This is a genomic window from Nonomuraea rhodomycinica (genome assembly GCF_013363995.1).
Lineage (GTDB): Bacteria > Actinomycetota > Actinomycetes > Streptosporangiales > Streptosporangiaceae > Nonomuraea > Nonomuraea rhodomycinica.
In genome coordinates this window covers 213,677-237,553 of the sequence record NZ_JABWGO010000007.1, presented here as the reverse complement: position 1 = coordinate 237,553, position 23,877 = coordinate 213,677, and the positions used below count along the sequence as shown (strand labels likewise).

23 protein-coding genes are annotated in these 23,877 nt (G+C 73.1%); 16 read left to right on the top strand and 7 right to left on the bottom strand.

Annotation, left to right across the window (positions count from 1 at the left end; all coding sequences use genetic code 11):
* Positions 1-141: 141 nt before the first annotated feature.
* Positions 142-2,097: a beta-galactosidase gene (locus tag HT134_RS27290; protein ID WP_217708404.1), complete on the bottom strand. Its 1,956-nt coding sequence runs from the start codon at positions 2,095-2,097 to the stop codon at positions 142-144.
* 149 nt (positions 2,098-2,246) lie between these two features.
* Between HT134_RS27290 and HT134_RS27285 the strand changes: the two genes are divergently transcribed.
* From HT134_RS27285 to HT134_RS27225, 13 genes are all read left to right on the top strand, one after another.
* Positions 2,247-2,825 (top strand): TetR/AcrR family transcriptional regulator, encoded by a 579-nt coding sequence (locus tag HT134_RS27285; protein ID WP_175603312.1) that lies wholly within the window; start codon positions 2,247-2,249, stop codon positions 2,823-2,825.
* 96 nt (positions 2,826-2,921) lie between these two features.
* A complete protein-coding gene (locus HT134_RS27280) occupies positions 2,922-3,674 on the top strand; it encodes an SDR family NAD(P)-dependent oxidoreductase (RefSeq protein WP_175603311.1) in 753 nt (250 codons plus the stop codon).
* Positions 3,675-3,893: 219 nt separating this feature from the next.
* Positions 3,894-4,544, top strand: coding sequence for a GOLPH3/VPS74 family protein (locus HT134_RS27275; protein ID WP_175603310.1), 651 nt, complete (start codon positions 3,894-3,896; stop codon positions 4,542-4,544).
* Positions 4,545-4,584: 40 nt separating this feature from the next.
* Complete coding sequence (locus HT134_RS27270) at positions 4,585-6,069, top strand: APC family permease (protein ID WP_175603309.1); 1,485 nt, start codon at positions 4,585-4,587, stop codon at positions 6,067-6,069.
* 9 nt (positions 6,070-6,078) lie between these two features.
* A complete protein-coding gene (locus HT134_RS27265) occupies positions 6,079-6,684 on the top strand; it encodes a GNAT family N-acetyltransferase (protein ID WP_175603308.1) in 606 nt (201 codons plus the stop codon).
* A gap of 110 nt (positions 6,685-6,794) precedes the next feature.
* Positions 6,795-7,658, top strand: coding sequence for an ACT domain-containing protein (locus HT134_RS27260; RefSeq protein WP_175603307.1), 864 nt, complete (start codon positions 6,795-6,797; stop codon positions 7,656-7,658).
* 189 nt (positions 7,659-7,847) lie between these two features.
* Positions 7,848-8,975 carry a lytic polysaccharide monooxygenase gene (locus tag HT134_RS27255; protein WP_175603306.1) on the top strand — a complete coding sequence of 376 codons (1,128 nt, stop codon included), beginning with the start codon at positions 7,848-7,850 and terminating at the stop codon, positions 8,973-8,975.
* Positions 8,960-9,538, top strand: a complete 579-nt coding sequence (locus tag HT134_RS27250; protein WP_175603305.1) for a hypothetical protein — start codon at positions 8,960-8,962, stop codon at positions 9,536-9,538. The genes HT134_RS27255 and HT134_RS27250 overlap by 16 nt, the downstream gene beginning before the upstream one ends.
* A gap of 359 nt (positions 9,539-9,897) precedes the next feature.
* Positions 9,898-10,473, top strand: coding sequence for a hemerythrin domain-containing protein (locus HT134_RS27245; protein WP_246365517.1), 576 nt, complete (start codon positions 9,898-9,900; stop codon positions 10,471-10,473).
* Between the two features lie 121 nt (positions 10,474-10,594).
* Entirely contained in the window at positions 10,595-11,278 is a 684-nt protein-coding gene (locus tag HT134_RS27240; protein ID WP_175603304.1) for a sensor domain-containing protein, read from the top strand.
* 228 nt (positions 11,279-11,506) lie between these two features.
* Entirely contained in the window at positions 11,507-12,436 is a 930-nt protein-coding gene (locus tag HT134_RS27235) for a helix-turn-helix transcriptional regulator (protein WP_175603303.1), read from the top strand.
* Between the two features lie 72 nt (positions 12,437-12,508).
* Complete coding sequence (locus tag HT134_RS27230; RefSeq protein ID WP_175603302.1) at positions 12,509-13,618, top strand: class I SAM-dependent methyltransferase; 1,110 nt, start codon at positions 12,509-12,511, stop codon at positions 13,616-13,618.
* A 33-nt stretch (positions 13,619-13,651) separates the two neighbouring features.
* Positions 13,652-15,076 carry a pyridoxal phosphate-dependent decarboxylase family protein gene (locus HT134_RS27225; RefSeq protein WP_175603301.1) on the top strand — a complete coding sequence of 475 codons (1,425 nt, stop codon included), beginning with the start codon at positions 13,652-13,654 and terminating at the stop codon, positions 15,074-15,076.
* A gap of 35 nt (positions 15,077-15,111) precedes the next feature.
* On the opposite strand, the gene HT134_RS27220 is transcribed toward HT134_RS27225, so the two are convergent.
* The 4 genes from HT134_RS27220 to HT134_RS27205 form a co-directional block, all read right to left on the bottom strand.
* Positions 15,112-15,933, bottom strand: a complete 822-nt coding sequence (locus tag HT134_RS27220) for a DUF1206 domain-containing protein (protein WP_312888467.1) — start codon at positions 15,931-15,933, stop codon at positions 15,112-15,114.
* 84 nt (positions 15,934-16,017) lie between these two features.
* Entirely contained in the window at positions 16,018-17,268 is a 1,251-nt protein-coding gene (locus tag HT134_RS27215) for a hypothetical protein (RefSeq protein WP_175603300.1), read from the bottom strand.
* Positions 17,265-17,774, bottom strand: coding sequence for a SigE family RNA polymerase sigma factor (locus HT134_RS27210; protein WP_175603299.1), 510 nt, complete (start codon positions 17,772-17,774; stop codon positions 17,265-17,267). The genes HT134_RS27215 and HT134_RS27210 overlap by 4 nt, the downstream gene beginning before the upstream one ends.
* Positions 17,775-17,898: 124 nt before the next feature.
* Complete coding sequence (locus HT134_RS27205) at positions 17,899-19,413, bottom strand: M28 family metallopeptidase (protein WP_175603298.1); 1,515 nt, start codon at positions 19,411-19,413, stop codon at positions 17,899-17,901.
* Positions 19,414-19,695: 282 nt separating this feature from the next.
* On the opposite strand from HT134_RS27205, the gene HT134_RS27200 reads away from it, so the two are divergent.
* Entirely contained in the window at positions 19,696-19,878 is a 183-nt protein-coding gene (locus tag HT134_RS27200) for a hypothetical protein (protein WP_175603297.1), read from the top strand.
* Positions 19,879-20,117: 239 nt separating this feature from the next.
* On the opposite strand, the gene HT134_RS27195 is transcribed toward HT134_RS27200, so the two are convergent.
* Positions 20,118-20,345: a hypothetical protein gene (locus HT134_RS27195; RefSeq protein WP_175603296.1), complete on the bottom strand. Its 228-nt coding sequence runs from the start codon at positions 20,343-20,345 to the stop codon at positions 20,118-20,120.
* Positions 20,346-20,484: 139 nt separating this feature from the next.
* Here HT134_RS27195 and HT134_RS27190 point away from each other — a divergent pair, with 139 nt between their 5' ends.
* A complete protein-coding gene (locus tag HT134_RS27190; protein ID WP_175603295.1) occupies positions 20,485-21,339 on the top strand; it encodes a sulfotransferase family protein in 855 nt (284 codons plus the stop codon).
* Positions 21,336-22,544, top strand: a complete 1,209-nt coding sequence (locus HT134_RS27185) for a glycosyltransferase family 4 protein (protein ID WP_175603294.1) — start codon at positions 21,336-21,338, stop codon at positions 22,542-22,544. Before HT134_RS27190 ends, HT134_RS27185 begins: the two co-directional genes overlap by 4 nt.
* Here HT134_RS27185 and HT134_RS27180 read toward each other — a convergent pair.
* The gene (locus HT134_RS27180; RefSeq protein WP_217708402.1) at positions 22,519-23,838 is read right to left on the bottom strand and encodes a cytochrome P450; all 1,320 of its coding nucleotides are present in this window, start codon (positions 23,836-23,838) and stop codon (positions 22,519-22,521) included. The genes HT134_RS27185 and HT134_RS27180 overlap by 26 nt on opposite strands.
* Positions 23,839-23,877: the final 39 nt, after the last annotated feature.

Below are 23,877 nucleotides of genomic sequence, written 5' to 3'. Positions count from 1 at the left end.
GGCAACCGAACGACGGGATAAATCCCTATTTCGGTACCTAGACGTAGGTACGTAGGTAGAGAGAGGCCAGGGAACGGTCAAGAACCGGACGCCCCGCGCCGTCAGGACGGCGCGGGGCGTCGTGGCGCGGGTCCGCGCGGGTCAGGCGGGCGGGGCGCTCTCGCGGACCACGCGGAACTCCCCCGAGGGGATCGTGAGCTCGCCGTCCACCGGCCGGCCGCCGGGCAGCGCGACGCCCGTGGCCGCGACCGCCGCCGCGGCCTCCGTGTGGTTGATCGCGAACAGGTACGAGCGGCCGTCGGGGTGCGCCCGCCGTACGAGCTCGACCCCGGGGTGGGACGTGGTGGCCAGGCCGGCGTCCGCGCAGACCTCGGCCACCACGCGCCCCAGCAGGTCGCCGTCGGGCAGCGTGGTCAGGTAGTGGGCGGTGCCGTCACCCCAGGTGTTGCGGGTCCAGGCCGGCTCACCGGAGGCGTACGTGTCGAGGACCTTGGCCGTGGTGGCGTGCGCGAGCTCGCTCCACACCGTGCCCGTGCCGCCGCCCGCGACCGTCACCGGCTCCCCTGGCGCGAGCGGGAAGAACTCCTCGACCGTCACCCCGAGCAGGTCGCGGAACGCGCCCGGGTAGCCGCCCAGCCGCACCCGGTCGTGCTCGTCCACGATCCCGCTGTACGGCGCGACGAGCACGGTGCCGCCGGCCGCCGCGAACCGCTCGACGTTCGCCGCTCCGGCGTCGCTGATCAGGTAGAGGGCGGGGACGACGACCAGCCGGTACCGGGACAGGTCGCCCTCGGGATGGGCGACGTCGCAGGTGACGCCCGCCTTCCAGAGCGCGCCGTACCACTGGCGGATGATCTCCACCGGGTCGCGGTGCTCGGTCGGCTGGGCCGGGTGGTCCTCCGCCCAGATGCTGGCGTAGTCGAGCAGGATCGCCGCGCCGGCCGCGACCGTGCTGCCCTCGACCTCGGCCAGGTCCGTCAGCAGCGCGCCGAGGGCCTTGACCTCCCGCCAGATCTTGGTGTCGGTGCCCGCGTGCGGGACCATCCCCGAGTGCCACTTCTCGGCCCCCGCGCGGGAGGCCCGCCACTGGAAGAACATGATCGCGTCCGCTCCCCTGGCGAGGTGCTGGACGGAGTTGCGCAGCAGCTCGCCGGGGCGCTTGGCGGGGTTGTGGCCCTGCCAGTTGACCGCGCTGGTGGAGTGCTCCATCAGCAGCCACGGCCGGCCGCGGTTGAGCGAGCGGGCGAAGTCGGCGGAGAAGGCGAGGTGGATGTGGGGGTCCTCGCCGATGAGGTAGTGGTCCGAGGAGACGGGGTCCATCTCGGGGGCGTACGTCCAGTAGTCCATCTCCCAGTGCATCCCGGCCATGAGGTTGGTGGTGGCGGGGACGCCGGGGGTCAGGCGGGCGAGCAGGTCGCGCTCGGCCCGGTAGAGGTCGAGCACCGCGTCGGAGCAGAACCTGCGGTAGTCGAGCTGCTGGCCCGGGTTGGTGAAGGTGGGCGTCGCCCGGGGCGGCAGGATCTGCTCCCAGGCGCTGTAGCGCTGGGACCAGAAGGCGGTGCCCCAGGCGTCGTTGAGGGCGTCGAGCGTGCCGTAGCGCTCGCGCAGCCAGACGCGGAAGGCGGCGGCGGAGGCGTCGCAGTAGCAGCGGACGTTGTGGCAGCCGTACTCGTTGTGGATGTGCCAGATGGCCAGCGCCGGGTGGTCGCGGTAGCGCAGGGCCACCTGCTCGGCGACGCGCAGCGCCCGCTCCCGGTAGATCGGCGAGCTGGGGCAGAAGCCCTGCCTGCTGCCGTGGGACAGCCTGCGGCCGTCGGCGTCGACGGGCAGCGCCTCCGGGTACGTGTGCCCGAACCAGGGGGGCGGCGCGGCCGTCGGCGTGGCCAGGCACGCCTGCACGCCGTTCTCGGCCAGCAGGTCCATGGCCTTGTCGAGCAGGCCGAAGTCGAAGCGGCCCTCCTCGGGCTCCAGGAACGACCACGAGAAGATGCCGACGCTGACCCGGTTGACCCCGGCCTCGCGCATGAGGGCGACGTCCTCGGCCCAGGTCTCCTCGGGCCACTGCTCAGGGTTCCAGTCGCCGCCGTAGACGATCAAAGGGTGCTCCTCGCGGGGACGCGTTCGTGGGGACGCGGGGCCGCGCCAGGGGGTATTAAAACGTTCTTCTCCCCCGGCGACAAGGCGCTTCCGCACTCCGGTCCGGAGAAAATTGACCACTCGTTCCAGAAAGGAGTAGGGTCGCGGACATGGCCAGGAGCAAGGAGTTCGACCCCGGCGCGGCGCTCGACGCGGCGCTGGAGTTGTTCTGGGAGCGCGGGTACGAGTCGACGTCGATGGCCGACCTGGTCGAACGGCTCGGCATCGGCCGGGCGAGCCTGTACGCGACCTTCGGGGGCAAGCACGAGCTCTACATGAAGGCGCTGGAGCGCTTCACGCAGCTGCAGAACCCGTCGCCGGTCGAGCTGCTGTCCCAGCCCGGGCCCGCGCTGCCGGCCGTCCGGCGGCTCGTCGAGACGTTCGCCCGGCAGTCGTCCTCCGAGGAGGGCAAGCGCGGCTGCATGATCGTCAACGCGGCGGCCGAGCTGCTGCCCCGCGACGAGGAGGTGTGCCGGTTCGTCGACCGCAACTGGGACGGCCTGGAGACGGCCCTGACCTCGGCGCTCATCCGGGCGCGGGCGCAGGGCGAGCTGGCGGCGGACAAGGACCCGCGGGCGCTGGCCCGCTTCCTCGTCGTGGTACTCCAGGGCATGCGGGTCATGGGCAAGGCGTCACCGGACCCGGCGAGGATGCGCGACGCGGCGGCCCACGCCCTCAGCCTGCTGTGACCCGCCGAGCGCTCTTCGGCATGCCCGCTATCTGGAACGTTCGGTCTAATTGAATGCCCGCCGCGAGGCGGCGGGCAGCGAAGAAAGAGGTTCATCATGAGGTTCGCCGACAAGGTCACGCTGGTCACCGGCGCCGGCTCCGGCATCGGCCGGGCCACCGCGCTCGCCTTCGCCCGCGAGGGGGCGCGCGTCGTGGTCGCCGGGCGGAACAGGGAGCCGCTGGAGCAGACCGTGAAGCTGGCCGAGGAGGCGGGCGGCACGGCCACGGCGGTCACGGCCGACGTGACCCGCGCCGCCGACGTGGAGCGGCTGGTGGCCGAGGCCGTCGCGGCGTACGGGAAGCTGGACGTCGCCGTCAACAACGCCGGCGTCCTCACGATGGGCCGAGCGGGCGAGATCGACGAGGCCGACTGGGCCCGCACGCTCGCGGTCAACACCACCGGCGTGATGCTGTCCATGAAGTACGAGATCGCCCACATGCTCACGGCCGGAGGCGGGGTCATCGTCAACGTCTCCTCGCAGATCGGCGCCCACAAGCGCATCCCCGGCCTGGGCGCGTACGCGGCGAGCAAGGCGGCGGTGACCGCGCTGACGCGGACGGCGGCGCTGGAGTACATCCGGGACGGGATCCGGATCAACGCCGTCAGCCCGGGGCCGCACGACACGACGATGTCCCTGCGCCCGGGCGAGACGGAGGCCGACCGAGCCGCCCGCATGCGGGAGCTGCTGCCCATCGGGCGGGTGGGCGCGCTGGAGGAGGCGGCGTCCGGGATCCTCTGGATCGCCTCCCCGGAGGCGGGCTTCACCGTGGGCCACGACCTGGTGATGGACGGCGGCTCCACCATCTGACCCACGACAAGGGTCGCTCGACGCCTGTGTCCTCTGGGACGCCAGAGGACAAGGTGACGATCTTCAATAAGGCGGATAAATCGTCATATAGAGCATTAATGCGTCCAAGGGCAGGACCCATCGATAAAGGGGGCCTAGCCGGAGAGATGACGTTCTTGATAAACATTTTCGCGCCACCCGCACGCGATTTCATGAACCGGCCATCCATTAAGGACGATAGTGAGCGAACCGATTCGGTTGCTGGCCGATGATTTCTTCCTCGTCGCGTGGGACACGACCGGCACCGGCAAGCCGCGCCTGTACCTCCAGGGATTGACGCTGGGCCTGGCCGGGGCGCTGATCGGCGAGCTCGTCCTGGAGAACCGGCTCACCGTGAGCGGCACGCGGCTCCGGCTCCTCGACCGTCTCCCGCTGCGCGAGAGGGTGGCCGACGCGATCCTCGCCGATATCGTGAATTCCCCCCAGCACACCGAGGTGCGCACGTGGCTGGCGTACCTGGCGCAACGCTCCCTCGACGACGTCACCGGCCGATTGCTGGCCGTCGGGCTGCTGGAATGTGTGACGCCTAAATTGTTGAAACACAAACAGAGTCGCTATTTCGCCACGGAGTTCGGATCCGCCGTCTGGCCGTCCACCCGGCTGCGCCTCTCGCTGGTCCGCCGTCAGCCGCTGAACCCGTACGACATGCTGCTGGCCGCGCTCGTGGACGCCTGCGGCATGACCGACACCGTCGTCGAGGACCCCGACCACCGGCCCACCGCGCACCGCTACCTGGCCGCCGTGCTCGCCGCCATGCCCCAGCCGCTGAGCGACCTGAGCCGCCACGTCAGCGCGGCGGTCGGCGACGCCGTGCTCACCTACCGCACCTGACCCGTCCCGAACCCGTTCTGACCCCCCAGAGAGGTACCGGATGCCCGTCGCCCCCTCACCCACCCGGCCGGATCCGATCGCCGGAGCGCTGGCCGCCGACCGGCTCGGCGCGCCGTCGGTGGTCTACTTCGTGCTCTCGGCCGCGGCCCCGCTGACCGTGGTCGCCGGCGTCGTCACCACCGCGTACGCGGTCACCGGCATCACCGGCCTGCCCGTCGCCTTCCTGGCCGTGGGCGCCGTGCTCGCCCTCTTCGCCGTCGGGTACGTCGCGATGGCCCGCCACATGGCCAACGCCGGAGCCTTCTACACCTACATCAGCCGGGGCCTCGGCCGCCCGGCCGGCATCGCCGCGGCCTGGGTGGCGCTGATCGCGTACAACGCGCTCCAGGTGGGCCTGTACGGCGCGTTCGGCGCGGCGGCCACGCCCCTCGTCGAGCGGTGGACCGGCGTCTCGCCGCCCTGGTGGTCGCTGTCGCTGGTGGCGTGGGCGCTGGTGTCGGTGCTCGGGGTGATGCGGATCGACGTCAACGGCCGGCTGCTCGCCGTCCTGCTCACGGCCGAGGTCGCGGTGATCCTGCTGTTCGACGTGGCCGACGTCGCCGGGCCCGCGCCGGCCGGCCTCTCGCTGGAGACCCTGTCGCCCGGGGCGCTGTTCGTGCCGGGAGCCGGCGCGCTGCTGATCATCGCCACGCTGGGCTTCGTGGGGTTCGAGTCGGCCGTGGTCTTCTCCGAGGAGAGCCGCGACCCGCGCCGTACGGTGCCGGCCGCCACGTACGCCTCGATCGCCATCATCGCCGGCCTGTACGCGCTGTCCGCCTGGGCGATGACGCTCGCCACCGGGCCCGCGCACATCGCCGAGGTCGCCCGCCGCGACGGCGCCGAGACCATCTTCGTCATCGCCGCCTCGCGGCTCGGCCCCGCCGTGGTGGACATCGCGCGGGCGCTCTTCGTCACCAGCCTGTTCGCCGCGATGATCTCCTTCCACAACACCACGGCCCGCTACTTCTTCGCCCTCGGCCGCGAGCGCGTGCTGCCCGCCGTGTTCGGCCGCACCCGGCCGCGCACCGGCGCGCCGAAGGCCGGCTCGATCGCGCAGAGCGCGCTGGGCCTGCTGGTGATCGTCGGGTACGCGGCGCTGGGCCTGGACCCGCTGGTGCAGCTGTTCTTCTACGGCGGCACCTTCGGCGGCTTCGGCGTGCTGCTCCTGGTCCTCACCACCTCGATCGCGGTCATCGCGTTCTTCTCCCGCGAGCCGAGCGGCGAGGACGTCTGGCGGCGGCTGGTCGCGCCCGTGCCGGCCGCGGCGGCGCTGGCCGTCATGGTCGTGCTCGCGGTGAGCAACTTCTCGACCGTGCTCGGCGTGCCCGAGGGCGATCCGCTGGCCTGGATCCTGCCCTCCGTGTACGGCGTCGCGGCCGTGGTGGGCCTGGTCTGGGCCATGGTGCTGCGCTCCGGGCAGCCGGCCGTCTACTCCCGGGTCGGCCTGGGCGCCAAGGCCGCTACCGTCCACGACCTCGCCCGCTGAGGAGCCCCCATGACCTCGTTCCCCCGTACCCCGGTCATCCGCCGTGCCGGCGCCCACGACGTGCCGCGCGTCGCGGAGCTGATCGCCACGGCGTTCGCGCCCCTGGCCGCCGTGTCGTACCTCGTGCCCGAGCCGAGCGGACGGCACGAGATCATGACCGCCGACTTCCGGATCCTGGTCGAGCACGCCGCCCGGCACGGCGAGATCGACCTGATCGACGACGCGCCCGCCGCGGCCGTCTGGTTCCCGCGCGTGGGGCCGCTGCCCGAGCCGCCCCACTACGAGCAGCGGCTCGCCGCGGCCGCCGGGCCGTGGCTGGAGCGCTTCCTGCTGCTGGATTCGCTGTTCGACAAGCACCATCCGGACGAGCCGCACCACCACCTGGCGTTCCTGGCGGTGCACCCGTCGCGGCAGGGCCGGGGGCTCGGCAGCGCGCTGCTGCGCCACCACCACGCCCGGCTCGGCGGGCTGCCCGCGTACCTGGAGGCGAGCAGCCCGCGCAGCCGCGACCTGTACCTGCGGCACGGTTACCTGCCGCGCGAGACGTTCGCGCTGCCGGACGGCGCGACGTTCTGGCCGATGTGGCGGCCCGGCGACGTCCCGTCGGCCGCCTGAGCGCGGGGCCCGCGTGACGTCACACGGAGGTCACCTGGTGCACGCGGTTTAATGCCGCCGCAATGCCACGGATCGTGGCCGCGTAACAGCCGGTGGTGAGACTGGCGGCCATGAGCGATGCACCCAGGGCGATCCGCCCGCGTACCGATCCCGGCCGCCCGCGGCACGCGCGCTCCTGGCGGCGGGAGGCCGTCGAGGTCGCCGCGCTGTTCCTGGCGGTCGGCCTGGCCCACCTGCTCGCCACGCTCCTGGGCCACACGGAGCCGGGCCCGTTCGTGCTGGTGGGCCTCGGGGCCGCGCTGGTCGTCGGCTCGGCCGTCCACAAGCGGCTGCACGGCGGCCCGCCGCCCGGAGCCGGGCGGCGGGGCGCGAGAGGGTCCGGCGGGCCCCTGCCCGAGGGCGGCGCCGGGACCGTCATGAGCCTGTGGCGGATCCGGATGCGCGTGGTCGAGCGGCCCGGCCGCCTCGCGGAGGTGGCGGGCGCGTTCGGCCGTCTGGGGTGCAACATCCTGTCCCTGCACATCGCGCCCACCGGCAGCAGTGCCATCACGCCGGCGGGCTGCGACGCCCTGGACGAGTTCGTCGTGGAGGCGCCCACGGGGCTGGGGCCGGAGGCGCTGCGCGCCGCGCTCGCCGCCGCGGGCGGACTGGACGTGTTCGTCGTCCCCGCCCGGGTCGAGGACCTCACCGACCCCGGCGTCCAGGGCCTGCTGCTGGCCCGCCGGGTGCACGACGACCCCGGGCAGCTTCCCCAGGCGATGGGCGAGCTGCTGCGCGCCCCCGAGGTCGAGTGGCGCCGCCCGGGCGAGACCGTGGCGGACGAGTCCGAGCCGAACAGCACGATGGTGGTCTCCGTGCACCCGGAGCGGGCGCTGCTGCTGCGACGTCCCGGCCTGCCGTTCACGCCGACCGAGGCCGCCCGGGCCGCCGCGCTCGCCGCCGCCGCCCGCGACGCCCGCTACAGCAGCTCCTGAGCGGCCCGAACGGTCCGGTAGGGCGCCTGAGCGGTCCCGTCGCGCGCCGGCGCGCGACGGGCGCCGGCTGAAAGTTTCAGCGCGCGTTGCCGGGCCCGCGACGCCGTGTTTCAATGCGCACACACGGATGCCGCCGGGCGGGGCGGGTCGTGGACGGGTTCCTCTTTCGCTCGAACAAGGGACTCCTCCATGAGACCGATCCGGTCGGCGGCCCTGGTGGCCGCGACCGCCGTGGCCCTGGTCACGAGCCTGCTGGTGGCGTTGTCGCCGCAGCAGGCGCAGGCCCACGGCGTCACGATGTTCCCCGGCGCGCGCACGTTCCTGTGCTGGCAGGACGGCCTGCGCGAGAACGGGCAGATCATCCCCTACAACCCGGCCTGCGCGGCGGCGGTCGCGCAGAGCGGCACGACCCCGCTCTACAACTGGTTCGCGGTGCTGCGCTCCGACGGCGGCGGCCGCACGTCGGGGTTCATCCCGGACGGCCAGATCTGCAGCGGCGGCCAGGGCGGGCCGTACGACTTCACCGCCTACAACGCGGTCCGCTCCGACTGGCCGCTCACCCACCTGACCTCCGGGGCGACGATCCAGGTCCGGCACAGCAACTGGGCGGCGCATCCCGGATCGTTCGTGTACTACATCACCAAGAACGGCTGGAACCCCAACGCTCCGCTCAAGTGGTCCGACCTGGAGTCGTTCGGCAGCGTGGCCAACCCGCCGCAGTCCGGCGGGACGGGCGGCCTGAACTACTACTACTGGAACGTCCAGCTCCCGTCCGGCAAGAGCGGGCGCCACATCCTGTTCATCCACTGGATCCGCTCCGACAGCCAGGAGAACTTCTACAGCTGCTCCGACGTGGTCTTCGACGGCGGCAACGGCGAGGTCACCGGCGTCGGCCCGAACGGCCAGTCGCCCGGCACGACCCCGACCGTCACGCCCACCGTGACGCCCACGGTCACCCCGACCGTCACGCCCACCGTGACCCCGACCGTGACCCCGACCTCCTCCGGCGCCTGCACCGCCACGTGGCGCACCATCGCCACGCCCGGGTGGGCGGGCCACTTCCAGGCCGAGGTGACGGTCCGCAACCCCGGCTCCACCCCGCTGAACGGCTGGACGGTCAAGTGGACCTACTCCGGCGGCCAGGGCTTCGAGGGCCAGCCGTGGAACGGCGTGCTGTCCTCGCAGCCGCCCGACGTGACGGTCAGGAACGCGACCCACAACGCGCAGATAGCGGCGAACTCCAGCACCGCGTTCGGGTTCAACGCGACCGGCACCGCCCCCGACCCGGCTCCCGCGCTGACGTGCACGAGCCCGTAGGCGACGCCCGGCCCGGGGCGGGCGGCGTGGTCCTGACCCGGCGGAAGGGGGCCGTGGCGGCGGTCGCCGCGGCCCTCGTCCTGCTCGCCGGGGTGAGCGTGGTGCTGGGCGTCCAGCAGGCGGGCCGGCGCGACCTGGAGCGAGGCCTCGCCGGCCAGGTGACCGCCCTGCTCGAACGGTCGACACCGGCCGAGCACCACGAGCACGGCCACGACTTCGGCGAGGACGCCGGGCAGGTGGTGTGCGCGGTGGAGCCGTTCGGCTTCGACCCGCCGGACGCCCGCGCGGTCTCGCAGGTGCGGTGGGTGTACGCCCGGCACATGTGCGCGGTGACGGGCGCGGGGACGAACTGGGCCATGTCGGTCCGCGCCTCCGGCCCGATCGCGGTCCGGCTGGGCGGCACGCCGTGGGTCAGGGTGCCCGAGCCGGGCCCGGGCTATCCGGACCGGGTCAGGGAGATCGTCCCGGAGCGCTACCACGAGGAGGCGTTCGAGGAGTTCGCGGACGAGGGGGTGATCGAGGCGGCCCGCGAACGGTTCGAGCGGCTGCAGGCGGCCCGCTGAGCGTGGGGCGCGCGACGACGTGAAGGACGCGGCCGGCGGAGAAGGGGGAGGTCTCACGGCCGGCCGCGTCCCTGCCATCCGGGCGGGATGGTGTCATGGAACGGTCACACGGTTCGGGGGCGGCCTCACCTCCTGGATTTTCGGGGCAGCGCGAAATGGGAGCGCTCCCAAGCAGGATTGTGCGAGCCGGCGGCCGAATGTCAACGAGAAGCGGCTCGGCGCCGGGATGCTTCCGGCCTCACCTGGCGTCCCGCGTGAAACTTTCACGACCTGCTCGTGACGCCCTCCGGAATCGGTCATGGCGCGCGTGGCCCCCGGCCCCCCGGGTAGACGGCGGCGTAGCCGAAAAGGAGACCGACATGACCGACAGCTCGCGCCGGCCGGAGACCATGGAGGAGAAGGACGTCATCGACCTCCTCCTCGCGCAGCACGCGATGATCAGGGACATGTTCGACGACGTCGAGCAGGCGGCCCCGCAGGAGCGCGGGCCCGCCTTCACCCGCCTGGTGCGCATGCTGGCCGTGCACGAGACGGCCGAGGAGGAGATCGTCCACCCGTACGTCCGCAAGGTCGTCGACGGCGGCGAGGCCGTGGTGGACGACCGGCTGGCCGAGGAGCGGCAGGCCAAGGAGCTCCTCCAGCGACTGGAGGAGGCGGGCCCCGACGCCCCCGACTTCCTGGAGCGGCTCACGCTGCTGCGCGCCGCCGTCACCGCGCACGCCCGCAGCGAGGAGAGGTACGAGTTCGTCAGGCTGCGCGCCGAGACCGGGCCCGCCGAGCGCCGCGCGATGGCCGCCGGAGTCAAGGCCGCCGAGGCGCTGGCCCCCACCCACCCGCACCCCGGCGTGGAGTCGGCCACCATGAACCTCCTGGTCGGCACGCCCGTCGCGATGGTCGACCGCATCCGCGACGTCATCCGCCAGGCGATGCGCTGACCGCTCGGCCTGCGTGCGGGGGCAGCGCCGCGCCATGCGCGTGGAGGTAGGGCTGTCCCTACCCCCGGCTGACCTGCCGGCGGCATCGTCCGGCGCCGTCCGGCTCCGTAGCGTTCTCGTCATGACGAACCTCCGGCACCGCATCGCCACCGACACCCGCTACACCTTCATGGGCCTGCCGGCCTCGATCGCCTCCTTCGGGCTGGTCGTGGCCGGTGTCGCGGCCGGGCTCGGCGGCGCGGTCGCCGTCGTCGGCCTTCCCGTGCTGGCCGGCACCGCCGTCCTCGCGCGCGGCTTCGCCGAGAGCGAGCGGGAGTCGCTCGCCGACGTCCTGCGCCGCCCGGTCGGCCGGCCGGAGTACGCCGGCCCGCCGGCGGACGCGGGCCGGTGGCGGCGGACGCTGAACCCGCTGGCCGGCCCCCAGGCGTGGCTGGACCTGCTGCACGCCGTCGTGGCGCTCCCGTTCGCCGTGGTCGCGTTCGTCATCACCACCGTGTGGTGGGCGGGCGCCGTCGCCGGGCTGACATTCCCGCTGTACGGCTGGATCATCGCCGGGATCCCGGGCGTGGACGGCGGCCTGCCGCAGCTTCTCGGCCTGGGCACCGGCACGGCGACGTTCGTGATGTTCAACACGGCCGTGGGCGCGCTGTTCGCGCTGACGCTCGCGCCCGCCGTGCGGACGGCCGCGCTGCTCAGGGCGGTGCCCGCGCAGCTCCTGCTGGCCCGCCCGGTCGCGGAGAGCCCGTACGACCCGCACGTGTACGGCGCCGCCCAGCCGGCGTTCCGCGCCGCCGCCCGCCTCTGAACCGCCCGCCTCCGAACCGCCGGCCTCTGAACCCGTGCCGAGACGAATCAGGACAGGTCCCAACGAAAGGGGCCGGCCGCTGCGGATTCCCTCCCGGTCAGCGGCGGCCGGCCCCCTCCCCCCTCCACGTCAAAGCTTGGCGGCTACCGCGCTGACCTGGAAGGATGCGTCGTTCCGAGGAACGGTTTTCCCCGGTGAAAGCTCCGTATAGATGCCATAATCCCGGTGATGCGACCACCGGACGCGAGCCCGAGAGGGCCGCTGGGCGACTTCCTGTGCGCCCGGCGCTCCCTGATCACCGCGGCGGACGTGGGCCTGCCGGAGACCGGCTACCCGCGACGCGTGCCCGGTCTGCGCCGGGAAGAGGTGGCCCAGCTCGCCGGCATCAGCATCGACTACTACACGCGCCTCGAACAGGGCCGCGTCCGCACCGCCTCCCGGCCGGTGCTGCACGCCATCGGCCGCGCCCTGATGCTCAACGACGACCAGCAGCGCCACCTCATCCAGCTCGCGCACCCCGACGAGGCCGAGCGCCGCGGCGGCTCGGCCCCGCGGGTGAGCCCTCAGGTGGAGCGCCTGCTGGCCAACCTCGCCGACACCCCCGCCCTGGTCCTGAGCCGCTACTTGGACGTCCTCGCCTGGAACCGGCTGGCCGTCGCGCTGCTCGGCGACCTGGCCGCGATGGAGCCCGGGCACCGCAACTACGTGCGGATGACGTTCCTCGACCCGTACGTCCGCTCCATGCTCGTGGACTGGCGCGAGCGCGCGCAGGAGGCCGTGTCGGCGCTGCGGCTGGCGGCCGGCGTGGCGTGCGACGCGCCCCGGCTGCGGGAGCTCGTGGGCGAGCTGTCCGTACGGGACCAGGACTTCCGCACCTGGTGGGTCCAGCACCTGGTGACCATGCGCACCTCGGGCAGCAGCCGCCTCGACCACCCGGTGGCGGGCCGGTTCAGCGTGGACTGGCAGGTCCTCACCTGCGTGGACGACGGCGAGCAGGCGATCGTGCTCATGAGCGCCCCGGCGGGCGGCCCCGACCACGCCGCCATCCGCAGGCTCGACGCCTGGGCCGAGGCGCACGGCCTCACGCACGGCACCGCGGCCCCGGCCGCTCCCCTGCTCACCACACCTCACGCAGGGGCATCGGGAACCCCGTCTTGACCCGGGCAAGGGCGTAGCCGCTCACAGACGAGGGCAAATCCCCGGCATTCCGCTCTTTTTCGAGGTGTTGCCATGGTTTCCGCGCGGCGGCTGATCAGCCGGATCGTCTACGGTTCCCGCTACGACCGTGTCCACTGGACTCAGCGCGTCTACGTGCGTCCCGGCGAGCGGCTGGTGCGCGAGGCGCAGTGGCGCGGGCGGCTGCGGCGCGCGCCGGTGGTGCCGCTCGCGGACTACGCGGCGCGCACGCCGCTCGGCGCGATCGAGGAGTTCGTGAGCTGCCTGATGTGCGGGCAGTCGCGCCAGCAGCCGCTGTTCCGGCCGGCCAACGGCGACGGGTGGAGCTACCGGGTCGTCCGCTGCCCGTCGTGCGGCTTCCTGTACCGCAACCCGAACGTGCGTCCCGAGCATCTCGGCGACCTGTACGCCACCGGCTACAGCGGCTTCCTGACCGGCGACTACGCGGCCAACCGGCAGCGCCGCTACCGCCTGACGATGGACGCGTTCGCGCCGGTGTTCAGCGACGGGCGGGGCCGGCGGCTGCTCGACTTCGGCTGCGGCGCCGGGCTGTTCCTCGAACTGGCCGAGCAGCGGGGCTTCGAGGCGTACGGGGTGGACCTGTCGCCCGACTCGGTGGAGCAGGCCAACGCGCGGCTGACCCGGGCGCGGGCGTACTTCGGGGCGCCGGAGGACGTGCCGGAGATCGCGGAGGGCGGCTTCGACGTGATCACGCTGTGGTCGGTGCTCGCCCACCTGCCGCGGCCGTTGTCGGACTTCTCGCTCTTCAGGCGGCTGCTGGCGCCGGGCGGCGTGCTGCTCGTGCTGACGGTGAACGCCCGCTCGCTGCTGCTCAAGGCGTACGGCCCGACGTGGAGCGGCTTCACCAAGAACCACCTGATGTTCTACTCGGCCGAGACGCTGCGCACGCTGCTGAGCCGTACCGGCTTCGCGGGTGTCTCCTACGCCCCGCACTACGGCGACGCGGTGGAGGCCGGCACGGACCGGCTGACGGAGCCGCTGCGGCGGCGGCTGCGCCGCACGGTGGAGGCGGCCGACGGCGGCAACATGATGCGCGCGCTGGCCTTCGCCGACCAGGAGGCGATCGTCCGCTGGGGCGGCGACCGGCGGGTCCACCGGCTGCGCACGCGCGCGGAGGCGCCTCCGGTCCCCGCCGCCGATTGACCGTTCCGTACGGACGGATCTACATTCGGCCGCGTGAACCTGCCCGTCACGGGGAGCACGGCCGAGGAGCTGCTGGCCGAGGTCGCCCGCCTCAAGGAGCACGACCTGCCCGTACGCGGCGGCCAGGTGACCGCGTACGTCTACGACACCGGCCGCCTCGAGGTCCACGAGGCGGCGACCCGCGCGTACGTCGAGATGCTGGAGGTCAACAGCCTCGACCCGACCGCCTTCCCGAGCGTGGTGGAGATGGAGCGGCAGGTCGTGGGCGCGGTGGCGGACCTGCTCGGCGGCGGCCACGGCATCTTCACCAGCGGCGGCACCGAGTCGGTCATGCTGGCGGTGAAGGCGGCCCGCGACCTGGCCGGCCGGGAGCGGCCGGAGATGGTCGTGCCGGTCACCGCCCATCCGGCCTTCCACAAGGCGGCCCACTACCTGGGCGTGCGCGTGCGGCCGGTGCCGGTGGACCTGGGCACGTACCGGGCGCGGGCGGCGGACGTCGAGGCGGCGCTCACGGCCGACACCGTGCTCGTCGTGGCCTCGGCCCCGTCCTATCCCCAGGGGGTGATCGACCCGGTGGCGGAGATCGCCGCCGTGGCCGCCGCCGCGGGCGTCCCCTGCCACGTGGACGCGTGCGTGGGCGGGTGGCTGCTGCCGTGGCTGCGCGAGGCCGGGGCGCGCGTGCCGCCGTTCGACCTGTCGGTGCCGGGCGTGACCTCGCTCTCGTGCGACCTGCACAAGTTCGGCTACGCCCCGAAGGGCGCCTCCGTCGTGCTGTTCGCCGACCCGGCGATGCGCCGCGCGGCGTACTTCGCCTCGGCGGCCTGGCCGGGCTACACCGTCATCAACGCGACCGTGCAGAGCTCCCGCTCCGCCGGGCCGCTGGCCGGCGCCTGGGCGACGCTGCGGGCGCTCGGCCGGGAGGGCTACCTGGAGCTGGGCCGCGCCACGCTGGAGGCGGCGGCGGCACTGCGCGAGGGCATCGCCCGCGTCCCGGGCCTGCGGGTGCTCGGCGAGCCGGACTCGGCGCTGGTCTCCTTCGCCTCCGTGGGCGGCGAGGTGGACGTGTTCGTGCTGGCCGACGAGGCGCGGGCGCGCGGCTGGTTCCTGCAGCCCCAGCTGTCGTACGCGGGGATCCCGGCCAACCTGCACGTCACCGTGACCGGGGTGACCCGGGCCGGGGTGGAGGCGATGCTCAAGGTGATCGCCGAGTCGGCGGAGGCGGCCCGGCTGCGTGGCCCCGTCGTGCTGCCCGAGGGGCTGGTGGAGCTGGTCGCCGGGCTCGACCTGGCGGCGCTGGACGACGCGACGTTCGCCGAACTGGCCGCCTCCGTGGGCGTGGACCTGCGGCCGGGCCGGGGCCAGCCGGAGATGGCCGTGGTGAACACCGTCCTCGACGCCCTCCCGGCGGCTCAGCGGGAGGCCGTGCTGGTCAGGTTCCTCTCGGTCCTCTACGGCTGACCCCGGCCCGGCCGCAGGTCCGTACGCGACGGATGTCAGGTGCGGCGCCAGCGCGACTCGCCGAAGCAGTAGCCGGCGAACAGCAGCAGCCCGAGGGCCACCACCACGAGCAGCCACGGCCCGACCGGGGTGTCGGCGAAGGCCCGCAGGGTGGCGTCGATGCCGCCCGCCTTGTCCGGGTCGTAGGTGATCGCCGCCTGCACCACGAACACGCCCGCGAGGGCGGCGATGGCGCCGCGCGCCACGTAGCCGGCCGTGCCCAGGCGGTCCATGAGCTTGCGCGCGTTGGGCGACATGCGGCCCTGGTCCAGCTCCTCGCGGAACTTCTTCTTCCACCCCTGGTAGATCCAGTAGCCGCCGAGCCCGATGATGGCGAGCCCGATCAGGCCGACGATGAACTGGCCGCCCGGCAGGTCGAGCAGCTTGGCGGTGACGTCCTGCGACTTCTTGTCGTCCGAGCCGGGCTTCCCGGACAGCAGCAGGGTCAGCAGGGAGCCGACGATCAGCGCGTACACGACGGCGCGGAACGCCGCCTCGACGCGGTCCTTGGTGATCCTGAGCCCGCCGAACAGCGCCTCGGACGCCTGCCAGAGGGCCAGCCCGGCGAAGCCGACGACCATGATCCACAGCAGCACCGAGCCGAACGGCAGGCTCGCGATCGTGGTCATCGCGCCGCCCTTGTCGGCCTGCTTGTCCCCGCTGCCGAGAGCGATCTGCACCGCCAGCACCCCGATGAGCGCGTACAGCACCCCCCGGCAGGCCAGGCCCACCCTGGCCAGCCGGTCGAGCATCGGATGGTCGGCCGCCCGCCGCGCCATCGTGCGGGCCTGCCGCCCGGCGTTCTCCACAGTGGTCACCGGAACCTCCTCAAATCGCCCGAAGACGACCTTCCAGGTGCCCCGGAACGCGGCGTCCAAGCCTCTGTGGGACGTGTGCGCAGGTCAGCGGGGCGTGAGGACCCAGCGCCAGGAGTCCTCGCCGTCGCTCTTGCCGGTGGCGGCGAGCTGGGTGGTCCTGGTCCCGTCCACGCTGACGAGCACGAGCCCGTTGTCGAACTCGTCGTCGCACTCGCGGGCGCAGCCCAGCGCGACCACGTTGTCGTCGTCGGCCCAGGCGAGGAGCTGGAGCACCCTCTGCCGGCCGACGACCTTTCCCGACTCCGCGTCCGTGATCTCCGTGGGCAGCCCGGACTGCCGCGGGCCGATGACCAGCTTCCCGTCGGGCGACAGAGCGGTCGTGCCGGTGTAGGGGATGTACCGGTCGGCGGGCGGGTCGTGGCGCTTGCCGTCCAGGGTGTAGAAGAGCCGGTCGGGCGTGGTGTTGGTGGGGGCCCAGATCAGCGAGCCGTCCAGGCTCCATCCGAGGTCCTGGCGGCTGTTGCTGTTGCCCGGGCCGCTGCCCGCCGGGGCGTCCATCATGTCGGACAGCGCGGGCAGCGGGTGGTACTCCTTCTCGCCCGTGGTGACGTCGATGAGGTAGTAGCCGGTGCGATGCCCTCCGCCGTTGATGTGCCAGTCGGGAGAGTCCGACGACCCCTTCCACTGATCGGGATAGTCGGAGTAGGTGGTGACCAGGAGCTTGGTGCCGTCCGGCGACCAGACGAGTGAGCCGGCGTCGTGCTCCAGGCCGATGACCGACAGGTTCCTGCGCGTCGCCATGTCCACGATCACGATCTGTCTGCCCAGCAGGCCGCCCGAGATCGCGGCGGCGGTCCGGAGCCCGGGGGCGACGTCCACCCAGGTCCAGTCGGTCTTCTCGTAGCCGTCGTTCCTGGGGTCGTACAGCCACCACGTCCGCCGGAAGCGCTGGAGCTTCGCCGACGCCTTCTCCGTGGCGGTCGTCCAGTAGGCGGACACCGCGACGTTCCCCGCCGCGATGAGCGTGCGCGGCGGCCGTCCCTCGGTGTACGTGCGGATGTCTGTCGGCGCGGGCGACGGCCGCTCCGGGAGCGTCAGCCCCGTCGCGGGCCGTACGGTGGCCCCGCGGTCCTGCACGCCCGCCCCCGGGACGACGAGCGCGGCCGTCACCCCCGTGGCCAGGGCGACCGCGCCCGCGACCAGCGCCCACGGCCGGACGCGCCCCCGCGGCGCCCGTGCCGGACGCCGGACGCCGAGCGCCCGGTCGGCCAGGTCGTGCGGCACCCGGGCCTCGCCGGCCCACTCCTCCAGGGTGTCGCGCAGCAGTCGGGTCATCGGACGGCCTCCAGTTCCTCGGCGAGCTCGGGAGCGATCTCGCGCAGCCGGGCGAGGGATCGGTGGGTGGTGCTGCGTACCGTTCCGACGGAGCAGCCGAGTTCGCGGGCGACCTGGTGGTCGGGCAGGTCCTCGAAGTACCGCAGCACGAGCATGGTGCGCTGGCGCGGGGTGAGCCGGGCCAGCGCGGAGCGCAGCACCATGCGCAGCTCGCTCTGGTGGGTGCGGTCCTCGCCGGGCAGCTCGGGCGGCGCGGCCTGGACGACCTCGCCGCGCCGGGCCGCCGTGCGCCACCAGCTGATGTGCTGGCGGTACATGATCTGCCTGACGTACGCCTCGGGCGCCTGGACGCGCCGCCACCGGGAAGCCAGCTTCGCCAGCGCGCCCTGCACCAGGTCCTCGGCGGCGTACTGGTCACCGCCGGTGATCAGATAACCGAGGCGCATCAGCGCGGGCGAGCGGGCGGCAACGAACTCGCGGAAACCTCGCTCGTCTGCGGGGTCCACGGTCACCTCCAAGAGATGTGGATGTCCTCCATCAGACGCCACGGCGCGCCTTCCGCTATGCCTCTGATCTCGGGCACGCGAAAGGGCGGCCGCCTCACGGCGACCGCCCTCGGGACGGACAGGGTCAGCTCGCGGTGCGCAGGGCGACCCGGGAGGTGCCGGCGGTGCCGGCCCGCTCCGGGATGGAGCTCAGGTTGAAGGCGTAGCGGGCGGTGGAGTCGGCGATCGCGTCGGCGTTGACGTCGAGCGCGGTCGCGTTGATGTTGGCGGTGGTGTCGCACGCCTGGTGGTAGCAGGCGTCGTAGGCGGTCCCGGCCGTGCCGCCGAACACCGCGGCCTCCTGAGCCGTCTTGATCCCCTCGGCGCCGGTGAAGATGCCGCCGGACGGGATGCCGACCGCGATGAACGGCCCGTAGTCGGACCGGCCGTCGAAGTCGGTGCCCACGTGGCCCAGTCCTCGCGCGTCGTAGAACGCCTCGAGCTGCTTCTCGATCTGGGCGGATCCGGGCGGGCCGGCCGGGGAGCCGGTGGCGTCGGAGTCGTCGCCGTCGTACAGCTTGTAGGCGTAGTTCGGCGAGGCCACCATGTCGAAGTTCAGGTACAGCCGGATCCGGTCGCGCTCGGCGTCGGTCAGGTTCTCCACGTACTGGTCGGAGCCGAGCAGGCCGATCTCCTCGGCCGCCCAGAACCCGAACCGGACCTTGTTGCGCACCGGGTAGTGCGCCATCCGCAGGGCGGTCTCCAGGATGGTCGCGCTGCCGGAGCCGTTGTCGTTGATGCCCGGCCCGGCCGTCACGCTGTCGAGGTGGGCGCCGAGCATGACGACGTTGCGCGGGTCGCCGAAGCGCGTCTCGGCGATGACGTTGTGGTCGGTGCCGAGCTTGAGCGTGGCGTCCACCTTGAGGTGGACGGTCGCGCCCGGGGTGGAGGCCAGCTCGTTGCCGACCGCGAAGTCGGCGAAGACCATGGGCACCCCGGCCCGCCACTCGCCGATGTTCAGCGGGAACGCGTCGGTGCGGCCGGGCTGGCCCTCGTTGAAGACGATGATGCCGGACGCCCCGGCGAACCCGGCGTTACGGATCTTCTGCGCGAACGCGCACGTGCCCCGCTGGATCAGCGCGATCCGGCCGGCCACGAACCCGTCGAAGTCGGCCGCCTCGCAGCCGCTGGTGGAGGTCGGCGTGGGGGTCGGCGGCAGCGTCAGGTCCACGCCCTGGACCTGCGCGGTGACCTCGCCGGCCGGCGAGGGCTGGAAGGTGTAGAAGTCGTCGTTCGGTGCGTACGTCTTCTGGCTCGGCGCGGTCAGCTCCAGGGTCGGCGGGCTGTCCTCGGTCCAGCTCTCGACGAAGTGGATCGGGTTCAGCGTGACCTTGTAGCCGGCCTTGCGCAGCTTGCCCGCCACGTAGTCGCGCGAGGCGGCGTAGCCGGGCGTGCCCGCGGCGCGGGTGCCCCCGTTGGCGTCGGCGATGCCCTGGAGCGCGGCCAGGTGCTTCTGCACGTTCGCCCCCGTGACCTGCTTCATCAGCAGCTTGGCGAAGGCGTCGTCGAGCCCCTTGGCCTGCGCCGGAGCCGAGACGGCCAGGGGCAGGGCGAGGGCCGCGACGACAGCGGTGACCCCTTTGATGATGGATACGCGCATATGGCTCCTCCACAGCGGAAAAGCGGCATGATCCCCCGATGCCGCCTCACTGGAAGGTAACGCCGCATCTGATGCGCGCCTAGAGCCCAATTCCCCGGCGGCGGTCATGCCGGCACATGGTTGATTGACCGGATCTCGCGAACAGGGAAGGCCGTAACCGGCCGCCCGGAGCCGCCGGCGGGGCGCCCGCCGACATGAGCCCGCCCGTCGCGGGCAGGGGCCCGATGTCCGCCGCCCGCCGGCCCGCGGCCGTGGGCGGAGCATCCGAGCGCAGGAGGAGCCATGTCGCAGCCCGACGAGCGGCCGCTCGCCGACCGGCGGGAGAATCCCGAGGAGTACGACGACGCGGACTTCGCCGAGGAGTTCGACCCGTCGCCCACGGACCCGGCCAACCAGCCGGAGCAGGACCCGAACCGCGGGGTCCACGGCGAGGCCGAGGGCTACGACCGGCCCACCGAGGTGTGAGCCGCGCCGGACGCCGAGGTCCCATGGGCTTTCCCCTCGCTCCGCGAACACGCGCCGGACGAACCGGCGAGATCATCAGAACGGGAAAGGCGCGGAAAGTCCACTCGCACACGCACGCCATGAGGACCTGCTGACCGGGAGACCACCCGGAAAAGGCCGGTTCCGGCAGGGCCCCGCCGCCCCGCCGGAACCGGCACGCCTTGGACGGCCCAGTGGCCGTGCTGTCAGTGGCCGTGCTGTCAGTGGCCTTGGTGCGCGGCGTGCTGGTGCGGCTTGGCCTCCACCCACACCCGGGTCGCGTCGGCGCGATCGCGCAGCTCGGTCAGCAGCGCGGCGAGGCCGGCGTGGTCCATGTAGGAGCTCTTCCCGATGGCCGAGGCGTGCGTGGCCACCTGGTCGGACAGTGCGCGGATCTCGCTCAGGGAGTCGAGAACGTCACGGCTTTCCTGTGGGTTCAGATCGCACATGACTCCGAACGTAAGGGCGCCGTCGCGGACGGTACATAGACGCGATCGCGTCAAAGACCTTCCCGCCGGGACGCCCGTACCGCCCCTGACGAGGGCATTGACAGGGAATTACCAGGAACGCTCGGTAGCCTCCAACGGCATGACCTGGCAGCGAAAGCTCAACGACGCGCTCGGGAGGTACGCCGGCGTCCGCTTCGAACGCGTCACCCCCACGCGTCCGGAAGACTCCTCCGACCCGGTGGAGAGCCCTCCCCGGCCGCCCGCCGACCCCGCGCACGACCGCCTGCTGACCGCGCCCGTGTTCATCCTGTCCCCCGTCCGGTCCGGCTCCACGCTGCTGCGCGCGATGCTCGACGCGCACCCCGAGCTGCACGCCCCGCACGAGCTGCACGTGCGGCGACTGAGCGTCGGCTTCGGCACCCCGCTGGCGCGCAGGGCGATGGAGGAGCTCGGCCACGACCGGGCCGACCTGGAGCACCTGCTGTGGGACCGGGTGCTGCACCGGGAGCTCTCCCGGAGCGGCAAGCGGTACATCGTGGACAAGACTCCCGCCAACGCCTTCGCCCACCAGCGGATCGCCACCTGCTGGCCCGACGCGCGCTTCGTCTTCCTGCTGCGCCACCCCGCCTCCATCGCGGCATCCTGGTACGAGGCGGGCGCGGGCAAGCGCACCCCGGAGGAGGCCGCGGCCGACGCGCTGCGCTACATGAAGGCGGTCCAGCGGGCCCGGAAGGCGCTCGACGGCCTGACCGTCCGCTACGAGGACCTGACCGCCGACCCCGAGCGGGTGACCAGGGAGATCTGCGCGTTCCTGGACGTGCCGTGGGCGGCCGGGATGCTCGCGTACGGCACGCCCGGCGTGGTCCGCAAGGGGCTCGGCGACTGGCAGGAGAAGATCCGCTCGGGCACCGTCCAGCCGGGACGCGGCCTGCCGGCCGCCGAGGAGATCCCCGACGTGCTGAGACCCATGTGCCGCGACTGGGGTTACCTGTGAAGATCCGCTACGTGCTGCTCCACGCCTACGGGGTCGGCGGGACGATCCGGACGGTGTTCAACCAGGCCTCCGCGATGGCCGCCCTCGGCCACGAGGTGGAGATCGCCAGCGTCGTGCGCCGCCGCGCCAAGCCGCAGTTCGCGCTCGACCCCCGGGTGCGGCTCGTCCCCCTGGTCGACCAGCGGGAGTCGGTGGCCGCCGACTCGCTCGGCCGCAAGGTGTGGCGGCGGCTGCGGGGCAAGCTGGTGCCGCCCGGCGAGTTCGCCGCCGGATACTTCACCGAACGCGTGGAGAAGACGGTCGTCGACTACGTCTCCGCCCTGAGCGACGGCGTCCTGGTGACCACCCGCCCGGCGCTGAACCTCATCGCCGCCCGCCGCGCCGCCAAGGGCGTCGTGCGCGTGGCGCAGGACCACATGAACCTCGACGCCTACCCCGAGCCGGTGCGCGCCGACATCGCCCGCTACTACGACCGGTTCGACGCCGTGGTGGTGCTGACGCGCGGCAACCAGCTCGCCTACCGCGAACTGCTGCCGCGCACGCCGATCGTGCGCATCCCCAACGCGGTCCACCCGGCGGGCCGCAGGTCGGCGCAGGAGCACCCGGTCGTGGTGGCGGCCGGCCGGCTGGTCTGGCAGAAGGGCTTCGACCTGCTCATCCCCGCGTTCGGGCAGGCGGCGCGGCGGCACCCGGAGTGGCGGCTGCGGATCTTCGGCTCCGGGCCGAAGAAGGAGCGGCTCGCCGAGCTCATCGAAAGCGAGGGCCTGACCGGCCGGGTCAGCCTGATGGGCCGGACCGCCCACATGGACGAGGAGCTGGCCGGCGCCTCGATCTACGCGCTGTCCTCCCGCTTCGAGGGGCTGCCGATGGTGATGATCGAGGCCATGGGGCACGCCCTTCCGGTCGCGGCCTTCGACTGCCCGACCGGGCCGGGCGACGTGGTCACGCCCGGGGTCGACGGGCTGCTCGTGCCGCCGCAGGACGTCGGCGCGCTCGCCGCGGCGCTCGACCGGCTCATGGGCGACCGGGAGCTGCGGCTGCGGATCGGCGAGCGCGCCGCCCGCACGGCCCGCGGCTACGCGCCCGAGGCGGTCATGCCGCTGTGGGAGGACCTGTTCAGCGAGCTGATGGCGCACGAGCCGATCATGGACACCTACTGGACCGACCCCTCTCACCCGGCTAGGCGGGGATCACCCGGTCGATGACGAAGCCGCTGGCCGGCAGGGCGGGCGCGCGCCGGCGGGGCATGCTGAGGTCCTGCTCCGGCACCACGCCGTACGACATCCAGCGGGTCAGCGCGGTCACCGCCACCTTCATCAGGTCCACGGTGAGCCACTCGCCCGGGCACCGGTGGCCGCGGTGGTGGTCGCCGCCGCCCTGCGGCACGAAGTCGAAGGCGCCGCCGTCCCACGTGCCGAACCGCTCGGGACGGAACTCCTCCGGCCCCTCCCACACCCGGGAGTCGTGGTCGATGCCGTGCAGGTCGAGCAGGACGCGACGGCCCTTCGGGAAGCGATGGCCGTTCCACTCGAACGGCTCGGCCACCTTCGCGGCGACCATCGGGAAGAACGGGTAGAACCGCCGCACCTCCTGGACGAAGTACTCCAGGTAGGCGTCGTCGCCGGAGCTGATCCGCTCGTGGCAGTGCGGGTTGGCGTGCAGGGCGAGGGCGGCGAAGGTGACGAACCGGCCGACGGCCACGATCGGCCGCAGCAGGTTCAGCACCTCCACGGCGGCCACCCGCGGGTCCAGCGGCGCGCCGTCGGCGTCGCGGTGCAGCGCGACGGCCTGCAGCGGGGTGCCCGCGAACCGCTCGGGCCGCTCGCGCACCCGTCTCACCAGCTCGGCGATGCCCTTCTCGGCCTGCACGCGCGCCGTGCGGCCACGCAGGTAGCGCGGGCCGACGGCGGCGGGCGCCTCGATCATCGCGAGCAGCCGCGCGGTCGCGTGCGGGATGCTCCTGCGGTCGAGCCGCACGCCCGTCCACGCGCACGCCACCTCGCACAGCAGCTCGCTGACCTCCTCGAACAGGTTGACGCGCGGCATCCGGCCCCAGCGGCCGATCCGCTCCCGCCACGCCCGCCCCGCCAGCTCGCGCATGCGCTCCCGCTCCTCGGGCGTCATGAGCGACATGAACATCGCCTTGCGGACGGCGTGCGCCTCGCCGTCCAGCGACTGCACCCCGCCCCGGCCGAACAGCGTCAGCAGCAGCCGGCGCGGCGCCGCCCCGTGGCGGACGAGCCGGCGCTCGCCGTAGAAGACCCTGGCCGCCTCGGGCCCGGTCATGCAGGTGGTCGGCCGCAGGAGCAGCCGCGTGTCGAAGACGTCCGTGCCGAGCTCCCTGGCCCGTTCGGAGATGAAGGTGTACGGGCTGAGCCGGAAGGCGGGGGTGTCGTCCACGCCCAGGACCGGCGGCGCCGACATCTCGGCGCCGCTCCTCGGGCATCGCGCGGCCGGCTCCCGCTCACCCTGGCGTGAAGGCGATTCCAGAGTGGTCATGGCCTGGCCTCTTTCCCGGGCCGGGCCACGGAAACCTCT